The following is a 25,540-nucleotide window of genomic DNA, read 5'->3' as shown; positions in this document are numbered from 1 at the left end:
AGGGCGAGGGTCGGGCCGGTGCATCGGCTCCCCTCGCCCGTCGTGTTTCCGGCGCCTAGCGCTTGAGGACGCGGTGGCTGCCCAGGCCGTCGATCACCGCGATCACGTCGTTGGCCGCGCGCTCGAAGAGGCCCGGGGTGTAGTTGCGCGAGGTGGCCGTCCACACGGGGCTCGCGCCCGACCAGGCCTCGAAGCTGGTGGTCGTGCTCACGTAGCCCACGTGGCAGAAGCGCTGGTCCACCGGCGCGCTCGCGGCGTCCGGCGCCCCCGCCTTGTTCTCATCCGTGCAGAACGCCACGCCCACCGGCCCGTTGCCCACGCGGATGGCCGAGGGCACGTACGCGTTGTAGCGCCGCCCCGAGCCTGGATCGATCCGCGACTGGTAGACGGTGCGCCGCAGGGACTCGTCCCACGTCCGGCCCCCATCCCACGACTGCACCGCGTTGATCACGTTGGCGTGCGCGCCGCCGGTGGGAAACGCCTCCACGCCCTCGACGACGACCATGAGCCGATCGCCGCCGAGTTGCACCACCGTGGGCATGCCGTCGCGGTTGAGCGCGCCCGTGCGCTTGTCCCAGGACACCGCCACGGTGCCGTACTCCGTCCACGCCCCCGTGGTGCCCCGGCGCCCCTGCATGGCGATCCACTGGTGGCCCGGGTAGCCGCGCTGCGCCGCCAGCAGCTCCGAGTCGTAGTACACCTGCAAGTCCCCGTTCGCGCGCTGGAAGAGGAAGGGCGCGCCCACGAAGCGGGTCGTGGGCCCCGCCACCGTGCTGTCGTAGACCCAGCTGTCCCCGTTGTTGTCGCTCCGGGTGATGGTGACGCGCCACTGGCCCCCGGAGAACTCGCGGAAGGCACAGAAGACGGTGCGCGTGCCCGGGATGGCCCGCATGTTCACGTCGCCGAAGTCCACGTTCGGATTGCTCGCCACGGTGCCGTGCACGGACCAGCTCGCGCCATTGTCGCGGCTCACCCAGACCGTGATGCCATGGCCCGTGCTCGCGCCCCCCAGCAGCAGCCCATCCGAGCGGCGGACGATGCTGCGGATGGGCGCCCCGCCGTTCGCCATCAGCACGCTCCAGCCCCCACTCGGCAGGGCCGCCTCCCGCGTCGCGAGGGGCGTGGACGGCGCCTCGGGAACGTCCTCGGGCGCGCAGGCCAGCAGGGGCGCGGTGAGCAGGGCCCACGCCCTTCGCCAGGAGCGAGGGGCACGGGAGACACGACGGGAGGAGGAGCGCGGGTTCATCTCCCCAGCGTGGCGGAGGAGACAAACCCGAAGCAATGGCTTAACCCGGAAAACCGAAAGGAGGGCTCAGAGGAAGCGGTAGGAGGCCACGGTGAACACGGGGCCCATCATGGCGAAGGTCATCGTGTCGCGCGCGACCTCGCCCTCCACCTGCACCCGCTGGCCGTCCTTCTTGATCTTCCGGTCGCCGCCGGCGAGCTGGTACGTCTGGCCGTCATCGGCCTCCAGCACCCAGACGCCGCCCTCCAGGTCCCGGTACACCACGCGGCCCGAGAGCGTCATGGCGTCTCCCGGCGCAGCATGGCGCGCGCGATGACCAGGCAGACGAGGACGTTCATCACCAGCCAGGGCCGCGCCAGGAAGGTGAAGGGCAGCCACGCGAGCGCGGGCGCATTGGCCCAGGCGGTGTAGGCCAGGAAGCCGGCGAAGCCGATGGCGAGCCCGCCCAGCGCGGGCCGCAGCCCCTCGACCTTGATGGCCACGATGGAGAGCACCAGGGGGATGAGCGCGCTGTAGAAGAGCGGGTTGACCGTGCGGGTGCCGAAGATGATGCGCTGCCAGTCGGGGATGGGCAGCCAGGCCGCGTCCACCACCTCGCCCGCCATGCCCGAGGCCCCGCCGAACAGGGAGCGGGCGAAGAACACGCCCACGGTGGCCAGCACCAGCGGCACGAGGAAGCCCGGCTTGAACAGGAGGTTGAGGTAGCCCGGGCGCTCGCGTCCGCGCAGGGTGAGCAGCACCAGCGCCAGCAGGCCCAGGGCCCACCACAAGGACGGCCAGCGCGTCCCCTTGCCGAGCGCCTGGAGCGAGGCCTGCGCGTCCAGCAGGCCGTGCCCGTACTCCTCCGTCCACGCCTGACCCCCGACCCGGCGCGCCCCCGCGAACAGGGCCTTCTCCACCTCGTCCGGCCCGCTGGCGCCCTCGGCGTAGAGCAGCGCCGCCACGGCCGCCACGTGCGGGGTGGCCATGCTCGTGCCCTGGTAGGAGGCGTAGATGGAGCGCGAGACGTCCCGCGGATCGATGGTGTTCTGCAGGATGCCGCCCGCGTCGCCCTGGCGCTTGTCACCACCGGGCCCCGCGATGTCCAGCTCCTTGCCATAGGACGAGTACGGCGCGCGCGAGCCATCCGGCCCCACCGCCGACACCGCCACCGCGCCCTTGTAGGCCGCCGGGTACTCCACCCGGTTGCGCCCCGCGTTGCCCGCCGCCGCCACCACCGTGACGCCCTTGTTGCGCGCGTACATCACGGCGTCCTCCATCACCCGGGAGTAGCCGCCGCCGCCCAGCGACATGTTGATGACCTGGGCGCCGTTGTCCGCCGCGAAGCGGATGGCATCCGCGATGTCCGCGGACGTGCCCGAGCCGAAGTGGTTGAGCACCTTCACCGGCATGATCGTCGCCTCGAAGGCCACGCCCGCCACGCCCTGGCCGTTGTTCGTCGCCTGGGCGATGGTGCCCGCCACGTGCGTGCCATGCCCGTGGTCGTCGTTGGCGTGCACCGTGTCGTTGACGAAGTCGTAGCCCTGCTTGAAGCGGATGCCCTTGAGGTCCTGCACCTGCTTGAAGTCGCCGTGGTCCTCGTAGGCCACGCCCGTGTCCAGCACCGCCACCACCACGCCCTTGCCCCGGCTCTGCTTCCACGCCTGGGGCATGTGGATCATCCGCAGGTTCCACTGCCGGGGGTACTCCGGATCGTTCGGCGTGAAGCCCTCGCCGCTCACGTCCGGCGCGGCCGCGTCGAACACCACCGCGCGCTCACCGGGCGGCACCGCGTACACCCGCAGGGGCTCGGCGGACTCCACGGCCGGGTGCTGGCGGATGCGCGTGAGCAGCGTCTCGGACAGCCCGCCCTCCACCTGGGCGATCGCCACGCCCGAGCGCGGTCCCTCCAGGGAGTTGAACGTGAGGTCCACGCCCCACTCGCGCTCCCACGCGTCGATCTCCGCCTGGGTCGTGCCGTCCTTGAAGTCCACGACGAGGCCCCCCGCCTGGGCATCCCGGGTCGGGTCGACGCCCGCGGCCGCGACGTCCCGCCAGGGCTCCTCCAGCGTCTCCACGCCATCCAGGGGGAGGCTCGCCAGGGCCGACGTCGCCACCGCCAGGGACAGGACCGCGCTCGCCAGCCTCCAGTGCTTCACGGACATAGGGACTCCTCGTGTGACCACCCGTACGAACGACCGGCGAGACGATTGGATCTCTTCCCCATTCCGGGAAGGAATCCTCGGGGAATCAAGGGCTTGCACGTCATCGGTCAGGTGCCCGACAACCGCTTGAGCCATGCCCGGACGATTCTACCCACCTGCGGCAGGGCGTGGTGCAGGTGCGCGCCCGCTCCCTCGATGACCTCCAGGGTGCCTCCGGCCGCGTCCACCGCCCGGGCCAGCTCCGCCCGGGACAGCGTGGCGTCCTGCTCGCCCACCACCACCAACAATTCCCGGCCCAGGCCCGTGAGTTCTCCGGGCACGATTCCCCGAGGGCTCACCAGGCACAGCCCCGCCACCCCGCCATGACGCGCCCGGACGTCGAGCGCCGTGCGGGCGCTGCCATGCAACGCCGCCACGCCCGCCGTGGGCGCCTGGGCGTTCTCCAACACCACCGTCAACGCGGCCAGGGCGTCCTCCACCAAGGCCGGGCCCGCGCCCCGCTCGCCCTGACTGCCCGCGACGCCCCGGTAGTTGAAGCGCAGGGTGGGATGCTCCCCCGTGGCCGCGGCGAAGGCGAGCTCCGCGGCGATGACGTGATCCATGCCCCCGCCCTCCTCCGGCGTCGGCGGCAGCACGAGCAGCGGCGGACGCGCCACCCCCCGGTGCGCCACGCCCTCCATCACCTCGTGTCCCACGGGAATGAGCGCCGGACGCTCGAGGAATTGACCTTTGAGGACCATAACGGCCGGGCAGCTTAGACCGGGGCGAGCAATCCTCGCGACCCCGGAGGCCTGCTGCTAACGTTCCGCCCGGAACACAGTCGCCTCCTGGAGGCGGAGGAGCATCCATGACCTTCGAAGACGCACAGCGCGTGGTGCAGGCGTTCATGTTGTCCTTCAAGCAGCCGAGTGAAGGACTCAACGCGCAGGGGTTCGGAGGCGCGGTGATCGACGGCGCCCAGCTCTACTTCGAGTACCACGGCAAGACGCAGCGGCTGGAGACGAGCGCCCTCATCCACAAGTTCCGCGATGCGCCCAAGCCCGGCGTGCTCGAGGGCTTCCAGGAGGAGGAGAAGGCGGGCACGCCCACCGGCGGCGGCACGCTCGACTACGAGCAGGAGAACAAGAGCCTCTTCCTGAGCCGCTACTACGAGCAGGTCCCCCCGGACGCCGCCTTCCAGGAGGACATGAAGCAGCTGCTCGCCACGTGCGAGGTGTGGCGCGACGAGGTGCTCGACCGCGTGGCCTCGCGCGTGTTCAAGCGCTGAGGGGTCCCCAGAAGAGGGCCCTGACACGGGCCCCCCGGGGTCTCACACGGACGCCATCACGTAGAACTTGAGGTAGCGGCCCTCGGGGAACTGCAGCCGGATGGGGTGGTCGGGCGGCTGGTAGCGCTCCTCCACCAGGGCCAGATCCACCCCCGCCTTGAAGGCCGCTTCCTTCACCGCGCCCAGGAAGTCGTTGGTCCCCACGCGCGCCGAGCACGACGCCGTGGCCAGCAGGCCCCCGGGCCGCAAGAGCCCCAACGCCTGGCGGTTGAGCGACGCGTACCCGTCGATCGCCGCCTGCACCGCCTTCTGGCTCTTCGCGAACGCCGGCGGGTCCAGGATGATGAGATCGAACGTGCGGCCCTCCTCGCGGAAGGACGACAGGAGCTTGAACACGTCCGCGGCCAGGAAGTCGTGCTTCTCCGCGGGCAGCCCGTTGCGCGTGAAGTTCTCGCGCGCCAGGGCGATGGCGTCGGGGTCCAGGTCCACGGAGAACACGCTCTTGGCCCCACCGAGCGCCGCGTTCACCGAGAAGCCTCCGCTGAAGCAGAAGCAGTTGAGCACGTCCCGGCCCTGGGCCAGGCGCCGGATGAGGTAGCGGTTCTCGCGCTGATCCAGGAAGAAGCCCGTCTTCTGCCCCTTCCACGCGTCCACCAGGAACGTCGCGCCGCGCTCGCGGATGCTCAAGAGTTCCGGAGCCTTCTCGCCCCACAGCATGCGGCCCGCGCCCCGGCCCTCGTCCTCCTCCACGTCGTCGCGGCCCACCTCGTCACGGCCCAGGATGCCCTGGAGCTCGGGGATGGCCGCCTTGAGCGCCTCGACGATGAGCCCCCGGTAGGGCGTGAGACCCGCCGAGTACAGCTTGAGCACCGCGTAGCGCCCGTACAGGTCCACCACCACGCCCGGCAGGCCATCACCCTCGCCGTGCAGCAGCCGGAAGCTGTCCGTGTCCGTGAGATCGATGAGCGCGCGGCGCTCGGCCAGGGCCTGGCGCACCCGCTGCGCGAAGAAGGCCGCGTCGATGGACTGCCGGGGGTTGCGCGTGAGCACCCGCACGGCGATGGCCGAGTGCGGATCGAAATAGCCGCGCGCCACGAACTTCCCGTTCTCCGCCAGGTCCACCACGCTGCCCGGAGGAATCTTCGGCACCTGGGCGAGCGCCTTGCGGAACACCCACGGGTGCCCCGCGCGCAGGTGACGGCCCAACCCCGGAGCGAGCTCCAACTTCACGACATTCACGATGCGTCTCCTCTGGTACCGCGCCGGTGCGCGAGCAGGGCACGCGCGAGCTCCTCGAAGCCCCGCCCCTCCTCCGCCCGGGTGATGAAGGCCGGCGGCGTGTCGATGCGTCCGAGCACCCGCCGCACGTTGGCCACCCCGACGCTCAGGGCGAACTCCCCGAACATCGGAGCGTCATTGAAACTATCCCCCACGTACACGAAACGGCCCTCGCCCGGGACATTGCGTGCCCCCCAGGCGACCTTCAGGAAGCGCCGCACGGCGGAGCGCTTGTCGAACCGCCCCAGCCAACAGTTGATGTGCACCGAGGAGCGCACCGCCGTCACCCCCCGCGCGCGCAGGAGGGCCTCCAGGCGGTCGGCTCCCGCCTCGCCCAGCCGCGCCTCCTCGTTGTAGTCCACCGCCAGGTCCACCTCGGTGTAGGCGCTGTCCACGGACAGCCGCGCGCCCGGCACCTGGCCGAGCACCGCCGTCACCTCGGCCACCAGCCGCTCGCGGTTCGGGCCCCGCACGCGCGGCGACTCGGCGTACACCTTGCGCAGCCGTCCGTGGGCGCCCCGCAGGAAGAACAGGCCCCCGTTCTCCGCGATGACGCCCTCCACGGGCAGGGTGCGCGCCCAGCACTCGGCCCACCCCGCCGGACGGCCCGTCACCAGCACCAGCTTGAAGCCCGCGTCCGCCAGCCGCTCCAGCGCCTGGAGCGTCGTGGAGCGCAGCCGGTGCGCCGTGGTGAGGGTGCCGTCGACATCGGTGAAGACCGCCTCCACCCGGGAGAGGTCCGCGTCGCGCAGGGGGCGAGGAGTGGCCATGAGGTCCGCCGCACCTACACCCTTCCCGGCCCGGCGGGAAGAGCCCGCACGAACGAAACCCCCGGAAGGCCCAGGGGCCCGCCAGGGGTTCGTCCTCTCCGACCGGGTGCCCGTGGGCGAACCGGCTAGTACTTGCCGACCAGCGTCACGCCCGAGAAGGCGCTGTAGGCGTAGAGCAGCACGTGGATGCGCGTGGCGGCCGTCTTCGCGGTGATGGAGCAGGAGTCCTCGTTGCCGGACGCCTGCGAGCGGCACTCGTACGAGGTGGTGGTCGGCGCCGAGCCCGCCTTCACGTACAGGTCCGCGTCACCCGTGCCGCCGGTGATGGTGAAGGTGGACGCCTTGCTGGCCGGGACATCCAGGTAGTAGCTCAGCGAAGCGCCCCTGGCCGCGCTCAGGTTGGTCTGGAGGAGCTGGCCGGTGAGCGGGACGCCCACGCCCAGCGCGACGTAGGAGGCGGTGACCGCGGCGAGCTCCGCGGAGCTCGCGCCGTAGAGGCTCGAGGCGGCCTGCTCCAGGTACGTCTTGGCCTGGGCGTAGTTGGTGGACGCGGTGAACAGGTCGACGTTCGCCTTGTAGTAGATGGCGCCCGCCTTCTGCACGCCGATGGCCGGCACGGTGGTGTCGGACTTGCCGCGCGGGTGCTTGCCACCACGCGAGAGCAGCGTGAAGGCCAGGTTGGCGATGCCCGAGCTGTAGTGCACGTCCACGTTCTTGGCGCTCGTGGTCCAGTAGTCGAGCGAGACGCCGTCCTTGGCCGGGTCGGCCATGTAGCGCAGCGCATCGCCCGGGGTGTTGGGCGTCCACACGTCGTCGCCCACCATGAAAATCTTGTCCTCGGTGGACCAGGTGCCCGAGGCGTAGCTCTCGCAGTAGGCGCCGAAGATGTCGCTCAGCGCCTCGTTGAGGCCGCCGGACTCGGCCGAGTACGTGAGGTTGGACTCGCTCGACGTCACCGCGTGCGTCAGCTCGTGCGTGGTCACGTCGCCCGACAGGCCCAGCGGCGCGGACTGGGTGCCGTTGCTGTCGCCGTACACCATCTGCGTGCCGTTCCAGAACGCGTTGGTGTAGTTGCTGCTGTAGTGCACCGTGCTGATGAGCGTGGCGCCCTTGTTGTCCAGCGAGTCGCGGCCGAAGTTGTTCTTGTAGCAGTTGTACGTCGCGCCCAGCGCGTCGTAGTTGCCGTCGACGTGCGCGTCACCCGAGGCCGCCTGGCCCTCCGAGCGCTTGAGCGTGCCGGGCAGGGTCGTCTTGTTGGCGGCCGTGTACACCTTGCGGTTGAGCGCGGTGTGGATCTGCGCGTGGCGCGTGACGATGCCGCCGTCCAGGGCGCTCACGTACACGAGGTCGCGGATGGGCATCTCGTCGCGGGCCTCGCCGAGGACCGTGGCCTCGTAGGCCAGCTTCAGCTTGCCGTCCGCGGGCGAGCGCACGTACACCAGCCGCAGGCCGTCGAGCTCCAGGTGGCGGCCCGAGGTGCTGTCCAGGGCGGCGGCCTTGGCGGCCTCCTCGGAGATGCGCGCCAGGGCGGGGACGGTCTCCCCGTCCCGCGCGGTGCCGTTGGCGGCGATGATGGTGTTGTCCGCGCCGATGTGGACGATGAGCTCCTCGTTCACCACGGGCAGGCCATTCTTCGTCTGGCCGTAGCGCACGTGGGTGACGCCCTGCTCGTCCGTGCGCGAGCGCTTGGCGATGAGGTCCGAGGCGTTGACGCGGAAGGCGGCGGCGATGCCGGGCAGCGCCTGGGTCAGCCGACCGCCGGCGTTGCCCACCAGGCCCTGCTGCATGGTCGCGGTGCCCAGCTTGCCGGTGATCATGAAGGGCATGCCGTTCTGCTCGACGCCGGCGATCCGCGCCGAGGGCAGCGCCGCGAGCGCCGCGTGGATGTCTCCCAGCGAATCGGCCTTCTGCTCGAGCTCGGGCTGCTGCGTGGACGAGTCGACCTCGCAAGCGGCGAGGGGCAGGGCGAGCAGCGCGGCGGCAAGGAAACGGGGGGTGCGAACCAAGGGGGGATTCCTCCTGGACAACGGCGAGGTGCCGTCGAACGAGGATTCCTTTGAGCAGGAAGCGGGCCAATCCCTAAAGCCTGGAAATGACAGGCGCGCGGTTCCTTGACAGACCAATCAGTGGAGCATGGACGTCACGCCGGGTGAAGCCCACCCTGTCAATCCAGCTTACGTCCAAAGCAAAATCCTCAATGCTTCCGAGGGCTTGACGCTTCGCGGCATGGACTGTCCTGTTTCCAGACACGCCTGTCTTCTCCCAGGACAGGCGGACCCCCCGTGCGCTTGAGCGAGGCCTGTGGACGCCGCTGGAAAAGTCCCACGCAGTTTGAAACGAAAGGATTCCAATGACAAGACAAAGTTGAACCCGTCAGGCGTTCGGCTGACGCGCACACGACAAAGCCCCTGGAAGCGCTTGCCTTCCAGGGGCCCCGTCACCTCAGTCCCGCGCGTTCGTCAGGGGTAGGAGCCCTTGAGCGTGACGCCCGAGAAGGTGGTGTAGGCGTAGAGCGTCACGTAGATGCGCGTGGCGGCCGTCTTCGCGGAGATGGTGCACGACTCGGCGTTGGTCGTCCCCTCGGAGCGGCAGTCGTACGAGGTGGTGGTGGGCTGCGTGCTGGCCTTCACGTACAGGTCGAGGTCACCCGTGCCACCGCTGGTGGTGAACGTGGAGGCCTTCGAGGCCGGCACGTCCAGGTAGTAGTAGAGCGAGGCGCCCGAGGAGGCGCCCAGGCTCGTCTTCGCCACGCCGTTGGTCAGCGCGGTGGCCGTGGGGGCGGGCGTCGAGACACCCACGCCCACCGCCTGCAGGGAGGCCGTCACCGCGGCGACCTCGGCCGAGCCGGCGCCGTAGAGGGTCGAGGCGGCCTGCTCCAGGTACGTCTTGGCCTGGGCGTAGTTGGTGGACGCGGTGAACAGGTCCGTGTTGGCCTTGTAGTAGATGGCGCCGGCCTTCTGCACGCCGAGCGCCGGCACGGTGATGGTGGACTTGTTGCGCGGGTGCTTGCCACCGCGCGACAGCAGCGTGAAGGCCAGGTTGGCCACGCCCGAGCTGTAGTGCACGTCCACGCTCTTGGTGCTGGTGGTCCAGTAGTCGTGCGAGGCGCCGTCCTTGGCCGGGTCGAACATGTAGCGCAGCGCGTCGCCCGCGGTGTTGGGCGTCCACACGTCGTCGCCCACCATGAAGACCGCGTCGCTGGTGGACCAGGCGCCCGAGGCGTAGCTCTCGCAGTAGGCGCCGAAGATGTCGCTCATCGCCTCGTTGAGGCCACCGGACTCGGCCGAGTACGTGAGGTTGGACTCGTTCTCCGTCACCGCGTGCGTCAGCTCGTGCGTGGTCACGTCCGCCGACAGGCCCAGCGGCAGGGACTGGGTGCCGTTGCTGTCGCCGTACACCATCTGCGTGCCGTTCCAGAACGCGTTGGTGTAGTTGCTGTCGTAGTGCACGGTGCTCTTGAGCAGCGCGCCCTTGTTGTCCAGCGAGTCACGGCCGAAGTTGTTCTTGTAGCAGTTGTAGGTGCCGCCCAGCGCCTCGTAGTTCTTGTCCACGTGGTTGTCACCCGTGGCGGCGCCGCCCTCGGAGCGCTTGAGCGTGCCGGGCAGGCTCGTCTTGTTGGCGGCCGTGTACACCGCGCGGTTGAGCGCCGTGTGGATCTTCGAGTTGCGGGTGACGATACCGCCATCCTGCGCGCTCACGTACACCAGGTCGCGGATGGGCATGCCGTCGCGGGCCTCGCCGATGACCGTGGACTCGTAGGCCAGCTTGAGCTTCTCGTCCGCGGGCGAGCGCACGTACACCAGCCGGATGCTCTCCTGCTCCAGGTGGCGGCCCGAGGTGCTGTCCAGGGCGGCGGCCTTGGCGGCCTCCTCGGAGATGCGCGCCTTGGCGGAGACGATCTCCCCGTCCCGCGCGGTGCCGTTGGCGGCGATGATGGTGTTGTCCGCGCCGATGTGGACGATGAGCTCCTCGTTCACCACGGGCAGGCCGTTCTTGGTCTGGCCGTAGCGCACGTGGGTGACGCCCTGCTCGTCCGTGCGCGAGCGCTTGGCGATGAGGTCCGAGGCGTTGACGCGGAAGGCGGCGGCGATGCCGGGCAGCGCCTGGCTCAGACGGCCGTTGCCGTCGGCGGCCAGGCCCTTCACCGCGCCGCTGGCCACACCCAGCTTGCCGGTGATCATGAAGGGCACGCCGTTCTGCTCGGCGCCGGCGATCTGCGCCGAGGGCAGCGCCGCGAGCGCCGCGTGGATGTCACCCAGCGAGTCGCTCGCGGTGACCTTCTTCGAGGACTCCTCGGAGAGCTGGGACGACGGGTCGACCTCACAAGCGGCGAGAGGCAGGGCGAGCAGCGCGGCGGCAAGGAAACGAGGCGTGCGAACCAAGGGGGGTGTTCCTCCTGGACAACGGCGAGGTGCCATTGAGCGAAGGAGGGCTTGAGCAGGAAGCGGGCCAATCCCTAAATCATGGAAAGGACAGCCCCTCCCGCCTTTCCCTGGCCGCCCGGTGGAGCGTGCATGTCACGACGGCCCCCGCCCGGACTGTAAAGCCCCCTTACGACGGCGGGACAAACCCCAACGATTCACGGGAGTTGATAGGCATTGCACAGACCTGACGTCTTTCAGGACAGGGTTGTCCTTTTCCAAGACAGTCCAGGTACTTGCTGCCAATACCTTTGGAGCGGCAACGCCAGGGGGCAAAACGCCCCGCGCGGTGGCAATACTATGCACTAGGATGTTTGGGGTTGCAACTCCCGGGGGCAAAACGCCCCACGCGGGAGGCACCGCTCGGCTCAGGGGATGTCCAGCCCGGCCAGCAGCGACTGGAGCACCTCGAGCGTGGAGCGCAGCTCGGGCAGGGACAGCTGGGAGAGCTGGGTCTTGCGCGCCTTGCGCAGGAAGCCGTCGAGCCGCGGGTCGCGCCCATAGAGGGACTGGGCGCTGGCGGCCGCCTCGGCCACGGTGCGCGCGGCCGCGGGCGCATCGGCCTCCATCAGCCCCAGGGCCCGCTCCAGCCGCACGCCACAGCCCGCCCACACCTCGCGGTCATGGGACACGAGCACCTGGCGCTGGTTCACCCCGGACAGCGAGCGCACGAAGGCCTCGAGCTGCTCCACCACGGCCAGCAGGTCCGCGCGCGGCAGCGACTCCTGGATGGCGAGCTTGCCCATGCGGCCGCGCAGCTCGATGATCCGCCGCTTGTCCTGGGCGCGCAGGTGGCGGTAGGCCACGGTGCGGCCGAACGCATCCAGCTCCGTCTGCAACTGCTGGGCGTTCCACTGCACGTCCTCGGGCTCGGCCTCGCGCACCCGCGCCAGGCGCGCCCCCACGATGCGCGACAGGTCCGCCACGATGGCGCGCACCATCACCGCCGCCTGCACCTCCGCCTCGTAGCCCGGCACCACCTGCTGCCGCGTCACCGGCCCGAAGGCACTGGCCGACTCGAAGACGAGGTTGCCGATCTGCTCGCGGAAGCGCTCGCGCAGCCGTTGGATCTCCGCCAGCAGCGACCACCGGTCCGACACGATGGCGGGGTTGCGCATCGCCTCGCCCAACTGGGTGATGCCCTGGGCCAACTGCTGCATCCAGCCCTGGAGCAGCTCCGAGGCGTCCTTGGCCCGCCGCGCCTCCACCGTGGCCACCAGGGGCTGCTCCACGCCCGGGCTGCCCACGACGGGCGCACGCAGCGCGAAGTGCTCACGCACCACGTTGAGCAGCACGTTCACGTCCATCACCGTGTCGCGGATGACGGGGGCCATCTCCTCCCACAAGGACAGGTCCGGGCTGTCCTCCACCGAGGCCGTCTCGTAGCGGAGGAGATCCAGGTCGCTCAGCCGGAGGATGGCCTGGCTCGCGGCGTCGTACACCGCCCGCAGGCGATCCGCGAAGGGGCGGTCGGACAGGGACTGCAGCAGCTCCTCGAGCCGGGGAGAGAGCGAGGCGGGGGCGGGAGTATCGGCGGACACGGCGCGCCCCACTCTACCTCGACTTGCCCCGGCGTTGCGATCTAAGCAGGCGCGCGCATGCTCCAGGTTCTGCTCTTGAACGATGGCCTCGTCCACACCGGCGGCGAAGAACTGCTCGACCAGCCCGGCCGCAAGTGGATCGACATCCTCCACCCGACCGAGGAGGTCATGAAGCGGCTGGGCGAGCGCTACGGGCTGCACCGCCTGGCCATCGAGGACTGTCTGCACCTGGACCAGCGGCCCAAGCTGGAGGAGTACCCGAACCACCAGTTCATCGTCCTCCAGGGCTTCTCGGCCGGCGGGGAGGACATTTGCGAGCTGACGCTGCACGAGCACCACTTCTTCCTGGGCCCGGACTGGCTCATCAGCGTGCACGAGCTGCCCTACCCCGGCATGGAGGCCCTGCACCAGCGCGTGCGCGCCGAGCCCGACGCCACCCTGGGCCGGGGCGTGGACGTGCTCCTGTACCTGCTGGCCGACACGCTGGTGGACGGCAACTTCCCCATCCTCGACCGCTTCGGGGACGAGCTGGAGGACCTGGAATCCTCCATCTTCGAGAACGCCCAGCGCGAGCACCTGCAGCGCATCTTCGCGCTCAAGCGCGCCCTGGTGACGGTGCGCCGGGTGCTCTCGCCCCAGCGCGACGTGATGGGGCTCCTGTCCCGGCGGGGCATCCCCAACGTGAGCGAGCGCACCGCGCTCTACTTCCGCGACGTGTACGACCACCTGGTGCGGCTGTACGAGCAGATCGACGCCAACCGCGACCTGTTGGGCAACGTGATGGACGGCTACCTGTCCATGATGGCCAACCGCACCAACGACATCACCAAGCAGCTCACCATCTTCTCCACCATCTTCCTGCCCCTGTCCTTCATCACGGGCTTCTTCGGACAGAACTTCGACTTCCTGTCCCGCCCCGCCTTCTTCTGGATGATGATGGGCTCGGTGGTCGCCCTGCCCGTGTCCCTGCTGTTCTGGTTCAAGCGCAAGCAGTGGATCTGACGCCCCCCCTCCCGGAGACCCCATGCCCACCCTCGACGTCCACGGCACCGCCCTGCACTACCGCGACGAGGGCCACGGCCCCCCCGTGCTGCTCTTCCACGCCTTTCCCCTGCACTCCGGCGCCTTCGACGCCCAGGTGAAGGCCCTGGCCAGCCGCTACCGCTTCCTCCTGCCGGACGTGCGGGGCCTCGGCCAGGGCGCGCCCCCGAGCGGACCCACGGAGATGGCGCACATCGCCCAGGACGCGCTCGCGCTGCTCGACGCGCTCGGGCTGGACTCGGTGGTGGTGGGCGGCGTGTCCATGGGCGGCTACGCCAGCATGGCGCTGCTGCGCGAGGACCCCAGCCGCGTGCGGGGCCTCGTGCTCGTGGACACCCAGGCCGGCGCGGACGACGAGGCGGGCCGGGCCCGGCGCGAGGCCTCCGCCGAGCAGGCCCTGCGCGAGGGGCCCGAGGCCGTCGTGCGCGCCATGCTGCCCCGGCTGGTGGCGGCGGGCCCGGACTCGGAGGTGGGGCGTGAGGTGGCGGCGCTGATGCGGGCCGCCACCCCCGAGGGCCTCGCGGCCGCCCAGCGCGGCATGGCCCTGCGCCCGGACAGCAAGGACATCCTCGCGCGCTACGCCGGCCCCGCCCTGGTGGTGGTGGGCGAGCAGGACGGCATCACCCCCGTGGAGAAGGCCCGGCAGATGGCGGAGCTCGTCACCGGTGCCCACCTGGAAATCATCCCCGGCGCCGCGCACCTGCCCAACCAGGAGCAACCCGAGGCCTTCAACGCCGTGCTGGAGCGCTTCCTCTCCCGCCTGTGAGTCGCCTCACGGCGCGCAGGTGACGACGTCCCCCGCCACGGAGCACGCGCCGCACGTCTTCACCTGCACGAGCGTGCCCATGCGGCACTCGAGCACCGCCTTGCCATCCGCCGTGCAGATGCCCCGGCCCTCGGCGCTCACCGCGCAGCCATCCCCCGCCACGTTGCGCCGGATGTCACAGCGCACCGTACCCGCCAGCCCCTCGCACCCCGAGGGGCCCCGGCAGGGCACCGCGCGCCAGACCGAGTCCCGGCACTCGAGGGCCTCCGTCTCGGAGGCGCAAGTATAGGTGGAGCCCTTGCAGGGCTCACCCGCGCTCGAACCACAGGCGGACACGAGGAGCGAGCCGAGCAACGGAAGGAGGACACGAAAGGAGATCTTCACGGCGCGGGACGATTCCAGGCGCCGCGAGCCCGGTCAACTCCGCGTCACGCTCCCGCTCATGCGCCCAACGTCTCGCGGAAGAAGCGGCGGAAGTTGCCCCCGAGCACGCGCTCCACGCGCGCCTCCGGGTGGCGGCGCAAGAGCGCCTCGGTGAGCTTGGGCAGGTCCGTCACGTCCTGGAAGCCCTTGGGCAGGGCCACCATGCCGTCGTAGTCCGAGCCGATGCCCACGCCCTCCTCGCCCATGACGTCCAGGGCGTGCTCGATGTGGCGCACCACGTCGTCGATGCTGTCGCCGCCCAGGTACACGGGCGCGAGGATGATGCCCACCACCCCGCCCCGCTCGGCGATGCGGCGCAGCACGTCGTCCGACAGGTTGCGCCAGCCGCCCCCCGCCCCGCGCACGCCCGTGTGCGAGGAGAAGTAGCGCGCCGTGGGGTGCGCGAGGATGTCCTCCAGCGTGCGCTCGGAGGCGTGCGCCAGGTCCACGCTCATGCCCACGCGCACCATCTCCCCGAGCACCGCGTGCCCCAGCTCCGACAGCGGCCGGTTGCCCATCATCGGGAAGGACGAGCCGCCCGCGTCGTTGTTGGACAGGTGCGTGAGCCCGATGAAGCGTACGCCCCGCGCGTGCAGCTCCGCCACGCGCTCGGCCCGGCCCTCCAGCGCGTGCGCGCCCTCCACCCCGAGCACCGCGGACAGCCGGCCCTGGGCGAGGTTCTCCTCCAGCGCCGCCCCCGTGGTGGTGACACGCGCCCGGCCCTCCGAGCGCGCGCAGAAGGTCTCCAACTGCTCGATCTGCCACAGGGCCCGGGTCCACTCGTTGGCGCGCGCCTCGCGCGGCCAGCCGCGCACCGCGGCGAAGGTCTCGAAGCCCCCGATGAAGGGAAAGCCCCGCGTCACGAGCGTGAAGCACTGCAGCTTCACCCCCACGTCGAAGAGCCGGGGAAAGTCCACGTGGCCCTCGTCGGAGCGCGCGCACAGGTCCCGGTTCCACATCAGGGAGTCCGCGTGCGAGTCCGCGATGCACCAGCGCCGGTGGAGGTCGAGCACGTCCCGAGGAGTCGCGGCCATGGACGCAGTGTGGGCCGTCCGTGCGCCGGGCTCAACCAAAACACCACGGCCCCCACCCCAGGAGGGCGGAGGCCGTGACGTCCATCACGGACCCGTCGCCGGGTCCCTGAATCCCGTCAGGGCATTACTTCATGTCGGGGTGCTGGGCGCTCGTCTCGGTCACCTCGACGCTGCGGAGCATGCGCTCGCCGTTCTGGCCCAGGGAGTACGAGGCGCGCACCTCGTCACCGACCTTCAGGCTCGACAGGGACATGGCCTGCTTGTCGTGCATGACCTTGAGCTGGGAGTTCGCCTTGAAGCTCATCACGCGGTTGTCCTGGCTCGGGATGATCAGGGTCAGCGCGCTGTTGGACGCGGACTGGATGGTGCCCTTGATCTCCTCGGTCTTGGCATCCACCATGCCGCTGCCGCCCACCGCCGAGCCCTCGTTCAGGTTCTCGTTCTGGGCGCGGGCCAGGTCAGACTGCTCCTCGGCGAGATCCTTCTGGGCCTCGGCGATGTTCTCCTGGCCCTCCACGCGGGCCTCGGCGATCTCCTCGGCGCTGTCCTGGCGCGCGGAGGCCACGTCCTCCTGCATCTTCTGCTGTTCCTTCAGCACGTCCTGGCGTGCCTCGGCGACACTCTCCCGCTGGCTCTCCACGTTGCTCTTGCAGCCCGCCGCCATCCCCAGACCCGCGACCGCCATCGCCGCCACCATGAGCTTACGCATTGTGTTGCTCCTCTCGGTTGAGTTCGACATCCAGTCTTGAGCGCGGGGCCCGTCCCCGCGTGTGGCAGGAGAATGGGTGTCGGGTGTCCGGATGCACAGGCTTGCGCTCGCGCGAGGGCGTGCGCAGGGCGGGCCTCGCCCCGGATTGGCTCGTCTCCCCGCCTGCCCTCCAGGCTCCGCGGAGCCCTCCGGGAGGCGGGGGACGCGAACCTAGAGGCCGGCGTCGGGCGCCGGGGTGTCACAGAGGGGCGCGCCGCCCCGGACCCACCGGTCCAGGAGCGTCCGCTGCTCCTCGGTGAGCTGCACCTCGTAATAGGAGGGTGGCATGCTGCGCTGCTCGTAGGCCCGCGCCTGGATGCGCTCGGCCTTGTCCTTGGCACCGGCCACGCCGGCCACCGTCTCGTAGCGGTCCAGCCGGAAGGTCCGGTTGCCGCTGCCCGAGGTGTCCGCGCCATGGCACGAGGACACGCAGCTCGCGGCGAGGATGGGCTGGATCTCCCCGCACCACGTGGGCACGGGCCCCGTCTCCTCGGGCGTCACCCCGGGCGGCACGAGCAGCTCGCAGGTGCGCCCCGCGCCCGGCCGCGCCGCCACGCAGGCATGGGTGGTGGGGCAGTCGGCCGCCAGCTCGCAGCTCTTGCCCGTGAAGTCGGGCGCCTCGAGCGTGCAGCCCCCGGTCAGCAGCGCCCCCAGGAGCCCGCCCCGCATCAGGAGAGACATCCTCATGGGGTGCCTCCATCCGTGGGCGCGGCGCACTCGGGCGTCCCGGCGGCGATCCACCGCAGCAGCACGGTCTGCTCCGTGGCGGTGAAGTACGGCCCCGAGGGCGGCATGCTGCGCTGCTCCACCCCCCGGACCTTGATGCGCTCGGCCATGTCCTTGGCGCCAGCCACCGCGCCCGCAGTCTCGTAGCGGTCCAGCCGGAAGCCCGTCTTGCCGCTGCCCGACGTCACCTCGCCGTGGCACGAGGACACGCAATTGCGGTTCATCAGGGGCTGGACGTCCGTGCACCAGGTGGGCACGGGGCCCGCGTCGGGCGTGCCCGCGTCTCCCGCCGAGGACACGGGCGGCGGATAGACGAGCTCGCACACCGACGCCTCCGCGGACATCGCGACACAGCGGTGGGTGGACGGACAGTCGGAGTCGGCCGTGCAGGGGCTGGCCGTACCGCCAGACTCCGCCACGAGGCACCCGACCCCGCCCACGACGGCGGAGACGAGCAGCCAGGGTTTCAGGACGCGCATGGGGGAAGAGATCTCGGAGAGGAAGAGGCTCAGGAGGGGAGGCTCAGAAGTGGAAGGTGAGGCTGGCCTTCTCGGCCGCGGGCTCGGGCAGCAGCTCCAGCACGAGGCCATAGACGATGGCGGCCCCCGCCAGCCCGTACATCACGTTGGCGGTGGCGGCGCTCGCGCGGGCGCGATCATACGCCGTGGCGGAGGCGCTCGCCGAGGAGAGCCCCCGGGCCCGCGCCGACTCCTCCCGGGCGAGCAGCCCGAAGCCCGCGCCCCCGAGGAACAAGAGTCCCCCCGCGGCGAAGGCGTAGCGGTGACCATAGAGGCCGGAGGGGGCACGCGCGGGCGTGTCCGAGGTGACGGAGGGCTCGTCGGCGCGGGCGGCGGCGGGCCCGAGCGCGAGCACCAGGGAGGCGGCCAGGAGCCTGCTTCGAAAGGCGGACATGGAGGGCGAGTATAGCCAGAGAAGAACGAAAGGAAGGAGCCCGGCCGCGCGTTGACAGCCGAGGGGCGCGCCTGTAGGTCGGGACGCCCAAGCAACCAGGAGCAACCGAGCCGTGACGATCTGGGTCAACGGACAAGCCCGCGAGGTCCCCGAGGGGATGACCCTGGCGGCGCTGCTCGCCTCGTTGGAGGTGGGTGGGCCGGGGGTGGCGGTGGAAGTGAACGCCGAGGTGGTGCGCCGCGCGCGCCACGCCGAGCACACGCTGGTGCCCGAGGACCGCGTGGAGATCGTCACCTTCGTCGGTGGCGGATAAGGACAAGGCCATGAGCATGCAGGACAAGCCCCTCGTCATCGCGGGGGTCACCTTCCAGTCGCGTCTGATCGTCGGCACGGGCAAGTACCCGAGCCACGAGGTGATGAAGCAGTGCCACGAGGCCTCGGGCTCGGAGATGGTGACGGTGGCGGTGCGCCGCTTGGACCTCGCCGCCAAGGGCGAGGCGTCGCTGATGAACTGGATCGACCGCGCGCGCATGCGGCTGCTCCCGAACACGGCGCTCTGCTACACGGCCGAGGACGCCATCCGCACGTGCCGGCTCGCCGAGGAGCTGGGCATGAGCAAGTGGGTGAAGCTCGAGGTGCTCGGCGACGAGAAGACGCTCTACCCGGACGTGGAGGAGACCGTGAAGGCGGCGCGCGTGCTGGTGAAGGAGGGCTTCACGGTGCTGCCCTACACGTCGGATGACCCCATCACCGCGCGCAAGCTGGAGGACGCGGGGTGCGCGGCGGTGATGCCGCTGGGCGCACCGATTGGCTCGGGCCTGGGCATCCGCAACCCGCACAACATCCGCCTCATCCGCGAGGTGGTGAAGGTGCCGGTCATCGTGGACGCGGGCGTGGGCTCGGCGTCGGACGCGGCCATCGCCATGGAATTGGGCGTGGACGCGGTGCTGATGAACACGGCCATCGCGGGGGCGAAGGATCCGGTGCGCATGGCGCGGGCGATGAAGTTCGCGGTGGAGGCGGGCCGCGAGTCGTTCCTGGCGGGCCGGATTCCGCGCAAGGCGTACGCCTCGGCGTCGAGCCCCATCGAGGGGCTGGTCGAGTAGTGGAGCCGCGACTGGTGGTCATCACCGACTGGCGCCTGCCCCGGGAGCGGCTGTTGACCGCGCTGGAGCGGGCGCTGGAGGTGGGATCCGAGGTCGCGGTGCAGCACCGGCACCCCGAGGCGCCGGTGCGCCAGTTCCTGGAGGAGGCCCGGGTGCTCGCCGGGCTGTGCCGGGCGCGGGGCAATCCCCTGTTCATCAACGGGCGGCTGGATGTGGCGCTGCTCGTGGGGGCGCACCTGCACCTGCCCGCGGGGGGCCCGACGCCTGGGGACGTACGGCCGCACCTGCCCGAGGGACGGCTCGTGAGCGTGGCTGTGCACGACGAGGCGGAGGCCCGCGCGGCCCGGGGCGCGGACCTGGCACTGGTGAGCCCGGTGTTCTCCCCGGGCTCGAAGCCCGGAGACACCCGGCCCACGCTCGGCCCCGAGGGATTCCAGCGGCTGGCGGCACTGCTGCCCTGCCCCGCCCTGGCGCTCGGAGGCATCACTCCCGATAGCGCGGCCCGGGTTAACGGCGCCCAGGGCTTCGCGGTCATCTCGGGAGTGCTGGAAGCGGAAGATCCAACAGCGGCGGCCAGGACCTTGTGCCGTCGGTCCAAATCATCGTGATGGATTGATGCTGAAATGCCCCCGAAAAAAGAGGCCCTTGGCGTCTTCGTCTATGCTCCCGTCCTCACGCGGGATGATCGTCGCTCAATCGAAATCGTCCACGCATTGGAGCGCGCGCTCCCAGGTGTCTTTCTAGAGTGGACCGTTTCCAGCAAACGACAACTCGTCACAATTCCACAGCGGGATGTGTGGCTCGTCAATAACAGGAAGAACGGAGGCTTCCAGCTCGTCTGCAACAATGACGAACGTTACCCAGTGATGATGTCAGGAGGGGAACGCCCGGCCATGCGTGGGCCCAACGGCCAGGCAATACTGGATGTCCATGCGCAGGTACCGCTCGACGCGAACGGTATCGCGGCGGCAGCCAATGTCCTGGAAGGAATCGCGGAGAGCGCTCGCGCCATCTGGGGGCACGCATCACTTCAGGGCTTCGGTTCCGAAGTCGCGCAGCAGATACGCCACTCAGTTCATGGGCCGGAGTACTCACCCCGCGGGCTGCCCATGCTCAAACTGCCATGGCATCTTCCTGCACCTGCGATTCCGTATCACCTTGGGTGGTTGAACTACTGGTCGGCAGCCGCCGCACAAGCCATCGGGTTCCCTGATCCCTCCCGCGACGCAGAACTACTTTCCCACGCAAGGCGCACGCCATCAGGCGGATGGGTCGTGCCACTGACGGAAGCGCCACTCGACCTGGACACTCCCTCGCATCTAGACGTACTCAGAGGGTGTTGAAGTGGGGCAGTCAGGCGAGGCGCCGGAGCATGAGGTCGATCATGCCGAGTTGAATGAACGCTTCGGAGGAAGACTCTTGGCGCTCGTAGTCCTTTGAAAGGCGCCGCTGCCGGTTCAGCCATCCAAAGGTCCTCTCTCCAATCCATCGTTTGGGAAGGAGAACGAATCCCTTCGCCTGGTCCGAGCGCTTCACCACCTCGACGTCAATGCCGCTCTCCTGGGCCACTGCTTGAACTTTCGGCCCAGTGTAGCCGCCATCCACCCAGACTTTTTTGAGCGTAGGATATTGTTGCGCCGCCAGAGGCAACACCGCAGGGGTCGCGTCCCTGTCCTGCACGTCCCCTGTCGTCATCCACGCGACGAGTAGCAGCCCCAGGGTGTCCACCAACAAGTGGCGCTTCCTGCCCTTTATCTTCTTGCCCGCGTCGTACCCCTTGGTCTCTGCCTCCTGCATCGTCTTGACGCTCTGACTGTCGAGAATCCCCGCGGTGGGCTCCTCGGCATGGCCTTCTTTCTTGCGCACCTTGCGCCGAAGCTCATCGTTGAGCTTCTTCCACGTCCCGTCCTTCTTCCACTTCGCGAAGTAGTGGTAGACGAGTTGCCAATCCGGCAGGTCATGCGGCATGTACCGCCACTGAGCTCCGGTGCGCTTGATGTAGAGAATGGCGTTGACCACCTCTCGTCGCGGATGCAGTACCTCCTGCGGGCCGCAGTGGCTGGCTCGCACAAAGGGCTCTATCAAAGCCCATTGTTCATCTGTCAGGTCCGTGGGGTAGCGCTGCCGCTCGGGCATGGGAAGGTCGCTCATGGCCCTGTGAGATAGTGACTGGGGCGTGGAATGCAACTTGCGCGGTCATGTCGCCGCTCCTACCTTCGCGGTCAACTCTTCACAGGAGGACAAAACGGACGGGAGGACGCCACAGCGCGACGGCCACCACGAGGCCTGGGTGGGCCGAAATGCAGCGAACACCTCACCGCTCAGAGCGGAACGTCACTGCTTTTGTTTTTGTGAGACCGGCATAGCGCGCAGCATCCTCCCTGTTCCAGTTCAACACCCTCTCAAGCGGGCCTATGCGCGCTTCCCGGAGATTGGCGGACGCGTGGCTCAGTGACTCGTGAGGCTGGATGAAGACCCAACGGTGGCGTTCAGGGCCTTGTTCCGCTGCCACGATTGTCGCACAACTCAGGTCAAAAAAGACTGCCACTCCAGAGGAGCATCCCAGCGCTGGAGATACTGCTCTCGATCTTCCAGAGACAGACCTTGCCAGAACGGGCTCCACGCATGGAGCATCCAATACTCGCCATTGCCCTGCCTCCATCCAGATGTCTCTGGACTGTACCCCGGGAACGCCCGCCAAGGTGGAGGCATATCTCCTTGCTGATTGAGAGTCTTCGCTTCGACAAGGAAGCGCTCGTTCAAGCCAATCAGTGAGGCGTGCAGAACCCACTCATTCCAAGGCTTGAGTAGAGCCAGTAACTTTGCTTCTTTCCCGCCGCCATGCGCATCACAGTGTGGAATTCGCTCAACAACTGGACCCTTGCGAAAGAGACCGAGCCACCCGGACTCGCCATGAGACGGAAGGCATTTCACGAATGAATCCAAGCAGACACAACACCTGGATGGGAACAACAGCGAGCGGGACCCGCGCCACATGTCCATGCCATGAAGCCCGAGGAAAAAAACACTCATGTTCAACTCAGGGTAACCTAAATAAGCGAGAGCGCTATCCGTCGCGGGCGAACCTATCAACCGAGAGACCTTTTTCGCTCCGAAGACGCGCTGAATCGAATTCGCTAAATCCATCATCACCTAACAACGGACTCTTCAATTTCTGTCATAGTTTTGTGAATCCTGCTTCCCCAGGGCAACAATGGAAAGACAGCGTTCCGCACACTCAGCCCAGTAGATCGCGCACAAATGAATCAACCTCTGGCTCATCCCGTCGTCTCGGCTTCACAGGCGGAAAGAGGAGAGCCGATCTCGCTCTACGCACATATTCATCCATCGCAGACGGGTCGTAGTCTTTGAGTTGCCCAATAATTTCGCGCGCCAACTTCGCCTGACCCGACTCTGCTGCGGCACACGCGAGCAATGATTTGCACTCAACCAAGTAGTACGACAACCCTCGCAATTCAGTCACCCTGAGCGTCAAAGACATGAGCGACAATGCCCGTTCTGCCTGACCCAGTTCAAGCTGGAGCATGGCAGCGAAGTTATTCGCCTTGACCATGGGCTCGGAATGCGCAACCACAGAGTACAAGCAGCCTGCCTGCAAAAAAAGTTCAATCGGATGAAAACCCAGTCTATTGAAACAACGACCAGATAAATCTAAACAATCTGCTAGATGAGTTATCATGTCGGCAGTGGTGTTGGACCACTGACTGATCCGATCTGGAATCATTGCAGGGGATTCTTGCCAGATTAATGAAAAATCAACACCCAGGAGCGAACAATATCGACCGATCATTTCCTTGAGGCCATCCAAGGCCTCATCAAATCGCTCGCATCGATACAAGGCAATCATCCACTGGTAATCAAGTATCAGCCGCAACGACTCCGTAGAGATTCGTTCTCTAGCATCTATCCAGGCAAATCGCGCCCTCTGTATTTCTCCACGAGATTGAAAGTACAGGATCTGCTTGTGTGCAAACGCATAGAGAAGGTCGACTTCTGGATTTTTGATTTCTGCTATATCCCGAAATTGATCAGCCCACAGCTCATCGATGTCGGAAACAACCTCCCCGCCCGAACCTAAGAAAAGGAGCCCATCACGAATCCAACACCGAGCCTCAAGGGCGGAGGCCTCCACGAGAAAACCCTTTAGCAAGCCAACAAGCCACGGACCGAGGCCTCGCCTGTTAAGAGCCTCTACAGACAACGGACCATTGGTTAGGTAGTCGACGGCGTCGTCGATTTCTCCTGCGCCTTTGAGGTTTGAGTAAAAGGCAACAATCCATTCGAGCGATGTGCTCCCACGCCTCACGTTCTCCACTACAATATCAAGCGCAGACCTGTGCATCTCTTGATGCTGTTGAGAAGACATAAGCTCGGCCGATCTTTGCTTGGCAATAGCTGCGTAAGCGTCGTGGAGTTGCACCCCGCGCACTCCCGGGCGCACGTTCTGAGTGATGCGTGCTGCTCTGTAGTCAATCAGCCGACGAAGCGCAGCGGTAGCTTCTCTCTGTCCAAGGAGTCGCTCGAACTCCGTCAAAGTGGGTTGAAACCCCACGGCTGACAAAATGCAAGCCGCTTTCTTTGCGATTTCCGGCATAACATCGAAAGTGCGCTCAAACACAGCACCGGCATCCGCATGCACTTCACCTAGATGGGTTGACTCGATAGCAAGATCAACATCCCCTCCGTGCTCATCCCTCGCAACCCGAAGAAGGTTCGAAACAGCAAGTGGCGAACCGGCCGTAATTTGGCGGACTCTTTCTGATTGAGGCGGGGTTAGCGGTATTTGTGACACAGCTCCCCAACGGCTAATCTGCATTTCATTCCAGCCGGGAGCATCAACAAACTCCAAGCCATTCCCGGATTGGGCTGCGAGAATAGCCGATGTTGGTCCACCATCAGACCTGATTGGCTGGCCAGCCAAAGTCAAACCAATGTCGTTTCGATTGAGAAGACTTCGAATCAAAGCCCCCACAGCCACTGAGCCGGGGTGCATTCGATGGACGTTGTCAATAATTACGGCACTGCCTGCCGGAATCGCAGCAGCAATTTGACACAGTCGTTCCTCTATCCCGACCTGCACGGACGACATGTTAGCCATCCCAGGAGGAACGAACTCAGATGGCAAGCCAGACACTAGCTGATTTGCGCAGTCCAAGGCCATCAGCTCGGCGCTTTCTCCCTGAAGCACAAGATAGATGACATGGCTAACACTCGCAGTGGAGGCCTCAAACGCAAGATGGGTGCTTTTCCCAGCACCACTGCCACCAATAAACCCTACTTTCCGCCCAATACGGATCAAAGGACCTGCCATCTCAAGCGGTACATAATCTGTAGGTATAGGCGGAAGTTTTTCCGGCAGTCTGGATATTCGTTCCAGTAGATTCTCACATTGCGCGCGACTCAGGGTACGTCCCTGCACGAGAGCATGATTGCTGGATGCAATCAGATTGATCGAGGTCGCGGCCGCAAGAACTGTTGACTCAGGGGAATTCCGAAGTCGCGGCACAGCGCGCACTCGACCTGTCAGGCTCTCGAGTATTTCTGGGATGCTTTTGAAAGCCTGAACCGAGGCGAGGCCTGGAACCGTTTGAGAGGGAAGAATCCATTTAATGGAAACCCATGTCTCAATTACCTGCTCTGGATTGGCTTGATTGAGTTGAGCCAACTCAATCAGTTTTCTTCGTACGCTGCCTCTAGGCGTGGTTGCGGATTGCGCTGCCAATTGCGCACCTAGGCTTCCAGCAACAACAAGGGCTAGAACACAAGGTCCTGAACGCTTGCCTTCCGCATGAAGCATCCGGAGCTTGTGAAAATCCCTTACGGACGACGCGATATCTGAAAAAGCAAGAGGGTCGTCTGTGGTTTTGACCTGTATGTATAGATACCCATCGGCTGAAAGGCACTCAAGATCCTCATCGGACTCAACCTTCAAGGACAGAACCGATCCTGGATGTTCGATTGAGTTGAGTACAATCGAGACACCTAAAAGGTGTTGGTAGAGGAAACCTCGATGAACCCGACCGATTCGTTCAAATTGCTCGGGGTCGATTACTGACCAGGAAGCCGGATCAAAAGAAGATACAGACATTAGTTCGT

24 protein-coding genes are annotated in these 25,540 nt (G+C 67.3%); 7 read left to right on the top strand and 17 right to left on the bottom strand.

Annotation, left to right across the window (positions count from 1 at the left end; genetic code table 11):
- Window positions 1-55: 55 nt before the first annotated feature.
- From I3V78_RS20425 to I3V78_RS20410, 4 genes are all read right to left on the bottom strand, one after another.
- Entirely contained in the window at window positions 56-1,246 is a 1,191-nt protein-coding gene (locus tag I3V78_RS20425) for a sialidase family protein (RefSeq protein WP_204490135.1), read from the bottom strand.
- A gap of 66 nt (window positions 1,247-1,312) precedes the next feature.
- Window positions 1,313-1,528: a DUF5818 domain-containing protein gene (locus I3V78_RS20420; RefSeq protein WP_204490134.1), complete on the bottom strand. Its 216-nt coding sequence runs from the start codon at window positions 1,526-1,528 to the stop codon at window positions 1,313-1,315.
- Complete coding sequence (locus tag I3V78_RS20415) at window positions 1,525-3,390, bottom strand: S8 family serine peptidase (protein ID WP_204490133.1); 1,866 nt, start codon at window positions 3,388-3,390, stop codon at window positions 1,525-1,527. Before I3V78_RS20415 ends, I3V78_RS20420 begins: the two co-directional genes overlap by 4 nt.
- A 107-nt stretch (window positions 3,391-3,497) precedes the next feature.
- Window positions 3,498-4,130 (bottom strand): alpha/beta hydrolase, encoded by a 633-nt coding sequence (locus I3V78_RS20410; RefSeq protein WP_204490132.1) that lies wholly within the window; start codon window positions 4,128-4,130, stop codon window positions 3,498-3,500.
- A 107-nt stretch (window positions 4,131-4,237) separates the two neighbouring features.
- Between I3V78_RS20410 and I3V78_RS20405 the strand changes: the two genes are divergently transcribed.
- On the top strand, window positions 4,238-4,657 hold the full coding sequence (locus I3V78_RS20405; RefSeq protein ID WP_204490131.1) for a hypothetical protein: 420 nt from the start codon (window positions 4,238-4,240) through the stop codon (window positions 4,655-4,657).
- Between the two features lie 42 nt (window positions 4,658-4,699).
- On the opposite strand, the gene I3V78_RS20400 is transcribed toward I3V78_RS20405, so the two are convergent.
- The 5 genes from I3V78_RS20400 to I3V78_RS20380 form a co-directional block, all read right to left on the bottom strand.
- Window positions 4,700-5,896 carry a class I SAM-dependent methyltransferase gene (locus tag I3V78_RS20400; protein WP_204490130.1) on the bottom strand — a complete coding sequence of 399 codons (1,197 nt, stop codon included), beginning with the start codon at window positions 5,894-5,896 and terminating at the stop codon, window positions 4,700-4,702.
- Window positions 5,893-6,705, bottom strand: coding sequence for an HAD-IIB family hydrolase (locus I3V78_RS20395; RefSeq protein WP_204490129.1), 813 nt, complete (start codon window positions 6,703-6,705; stop codon window positions 5,893-5,895). Before I3V78_RS20395 ends, I3V78_RS20400 begins: the two co-directional genes overlap by 4 nt.
- A gap of 125 nt (window positions 6,706-6,830) precedes the next feature.
- Complete coding sequence (locus I3V78_RS20390; RefSeq protein WP_204490128.1) at window positions 6,831-8,711, bottom strand: M4 family metallopeptidase; 1,881 nt, start codon at window positions 8,709-8,711, stop codon at window positions 6,831-6,833.
- Window positions 8,712-9,164: 453 nt separating this feature from the next.
- Window positions 9,165-11,087 (bottom strand): M4 family metallopeptidase, encoded by a 1,923-nt coding sequence (locus I3V78_RS20385; protein WP_338023685.1) that lies wholly within the window; start codon window positions 11,085-11,087, stop codon window positions 9,165-9,167.
- A 407-nt stretch (window positions 11,088-11,494) separates the two neighbouring features.
- Window positions 11,495-12,667 (bottom strand): hypothetical protein, encoded by a 1,173-nt coding sequence (locus I3V78_RS20380; protein WP_204490126.1) that lies wholly within the window; start codon window positions 12,665-12,667, stop codon window positions 11,495-11,497.
- A 57-nt stretch (window positions 12,668-12,724) separates the two neighbouring features.
- Here I3V78_RS20380 and corA point away from each other — a divergent pair, with 57 nt between their 5' ends.
- Window positions 12,725-13,669, top strand: coding sequence for a magnesium/cobalt transporter CorA (gene corA, locus I3V78_RS20375; RefSeq protein ID WP_204490125.1), 945 nt, complete (start codon window positions 12,725-12,727; stop codon window positions 13,667-13,669).
- Window positions 13,670-13,691: 22 nt separating this feature from the next.
- On the top strand, window positions 13,692-14,474 hold the full coding sequence (locus I3V78_RS20370; RefSeq protein ID WP_204490124.1) for an alpha/beta fold hydrolase: 783 nt from the start codon (window positions 13,692-13,694) through the stop codon (window positions 14,472-14,474).
- Between the two features lie 6 nt (window positions 14,475-14,480).
- Here the strand turns inward: I3V78_RS20370 and I3V78_RS20365 are convergent, their stop codons facing one another.
- From I3V78_RS20365 to I3V78_RS20340, 6 genes are all read right to left on the bottom strand, one after another.
- Complete coding sequence (locus I3V78_RS20365; RefSeq protein ID WP_204490123.1) at window positions 14,481-14,858, bottom strand: hypothetical protein; 378 nt, start codon at window positions 14,856-14,858, stop codon at window positions 14,481-14,483.
- A gap of 56 nt (window positions 14,859-14,914) precedes the next feature.
- Window positions 14,915-15,931, bottom strand: coding sequence for a dipeptidase (locus I3V78_RS20360; RefSeq protein ID WP_204490122.1), 1,017 nt, complete (start codon window positions 15,929-15,931; stop codon window positions 14,915-14,917).
- 124 nt (window positions 15,932-16,055) lie between these two features.
- Window positions 16,056-16,640 carry a hypothetical protein gene (locus I3V78_RS20355; RefSeq protein ID WP_204490121.1) on the bottom strand — a complete coding sequence of 195 codons (585 nt, stop codon included), beginning with the start codon at window positions 16,638-16,640 and terminating at the stop codon, window positions 16,056-16,058.
- Between the two features lie 210 nt (window positions 16,641-16,850).
- The gene (locus I3V78_RS20350; protein ID WP_239576500.1) at window positions 16,851-17,366 is read right to left on the bottom strand and encodes a hypothetical protein; all 516 of its coding nucleotides are present in this window, start codon (window positions 17,364-17,366) and stop codon (window positions 16,851-16,853) included.
- Window positions 17,363-17,884 (bottom strand): hypothetical protein, encoded by a 522-nt coding sequence (locus tag I3V78_RS20345; protein WP_204490120.1) that lies wholly within the window; start codon window positions 17,882-17,884, stop codon window positions 17,363-17,365. Before I3V78_RS20345 ends, I3V78_RS20350 begins: the two co-directional genes overlap by 4 nt.
- Before the next feature lie 43 nt (window positions 17,885-17,927).
- Window positions 17,928-18,317, bottom strand: coding sequence for a hypothetical protein (locus tag I3V78_RS20340; RefSeq protein ID WP_204490119.1), 390 nt, complete (start codon window positions 18,315-18,317; stop codon window positions 17,928-17,930).
- Window positions 18,318-18,429: 112 nt separating this feature from the next.
- Here I3V78_RS20340 and thiS point away from each other — a divergent pair, with 112 nt between their 5' ends.
- Genes thiS through I3V78_RS20320 form a run of 4 tightly spaced genes read left to right on the top strand, consistent with a single transcriptional unit; the run spans window position 18,430 to window position 20,766 of the window.
- Window positions 18,430-18,630 carry a sulfur carrier protein ThiS gene (thiS, locus tag I3V78_RS20335; RefSeq protein ID WP_204490118.1) on the top strand — a complete coding sequence of 67 codons (201 nt, stop codon included), beginning with the start codon at window positions 18,430-18,432 and terminating at the stop codon, window positions 18,628-18,630.
- 10 nt (window positions 18,631-18,640) lie between these two features.
- Window positions 18,641-19,423, top strand: a complete 783-nt coding sequence (locus I3V78_RS20330) for a thiazole synthase (RefSeq protein WP_204490117.1) — start codon at window positions 18,641-18,643, stop codon at window positions 19,421-19,423.
- The gene (locus I3V78_RS20325) at window positions 19,423-20,031 is read left to right on the top strand and encodes a thiamine phosphate synthase (RefSeq protein WP_204490116.1); all 609 of its coding nucleotides are present in this window, start codon (window positions 19,423-19,425) and stop codon (window positions 20,029-20,031) included. Before I3V78_RS20330 ends, I3V78_RS20325 begins: the two co-directional genes overlap by 1 nt.
- A gap of 15 nt (window positions 20,032-20,046) precedes the next feature.
- A complete protein-coding gene (locus I3V78_RS20320; RefSeq protein WP_204490115.1) occupies window positions 20,047-20,766 on the top strand; it encodes a DUF5953 family protein in 720 nt (239 codons plus the stop codon).
- 10 nt (window positions 20,767-20,776) lie between these two features.
- On the opposite strand, the gene I3V78_RS20315 is transcribed toward I3V78_RS20320, so the two are convergent.
- Together I3V78_RS20315 and I3V78_RS20310 are read right to left on the bottom strand one after the other, a co-directional pair.
- Window positions 20,777-21,559 carry an IS5 family transposase gene (locus I3V78_RS20315; protein ID WP_204490114.1) on the bottom strand — a complete coding sequence of 261 codons (783 nt, stop codon included), beginning with the start codon at window positions 21,557-21,559 and terminating at the stop codon, window positions 20,777-20,779.
- Window positions 21,560-22,661: 1,102 nt separating this feature from the next.
- Entirely contained in the window at window positions 22,662-25,532 is a 2,871-nt protein-coding gene (locus I3V78_RS20310) for an ATP-binding protein (RefSeq protein ID WP_204490113.1), read from the bottom strand.
- Window positions 25,533-25,540 lie beyond the last annotated feature (8 nt).

The organism is Archangium primigenium, assembly GCF_016904885.1.
In the GTDB taxonomy this organism is placed as follows: domain Bacteria; phylum Myxococcota; class Myxococcia; order Myxococcales; family Myxococcaceae; genus Cystobacter; species Cystobacter primigenius.
This window is presented reverse-complemented; position numbering and strand designations above follow the sequence as displayed.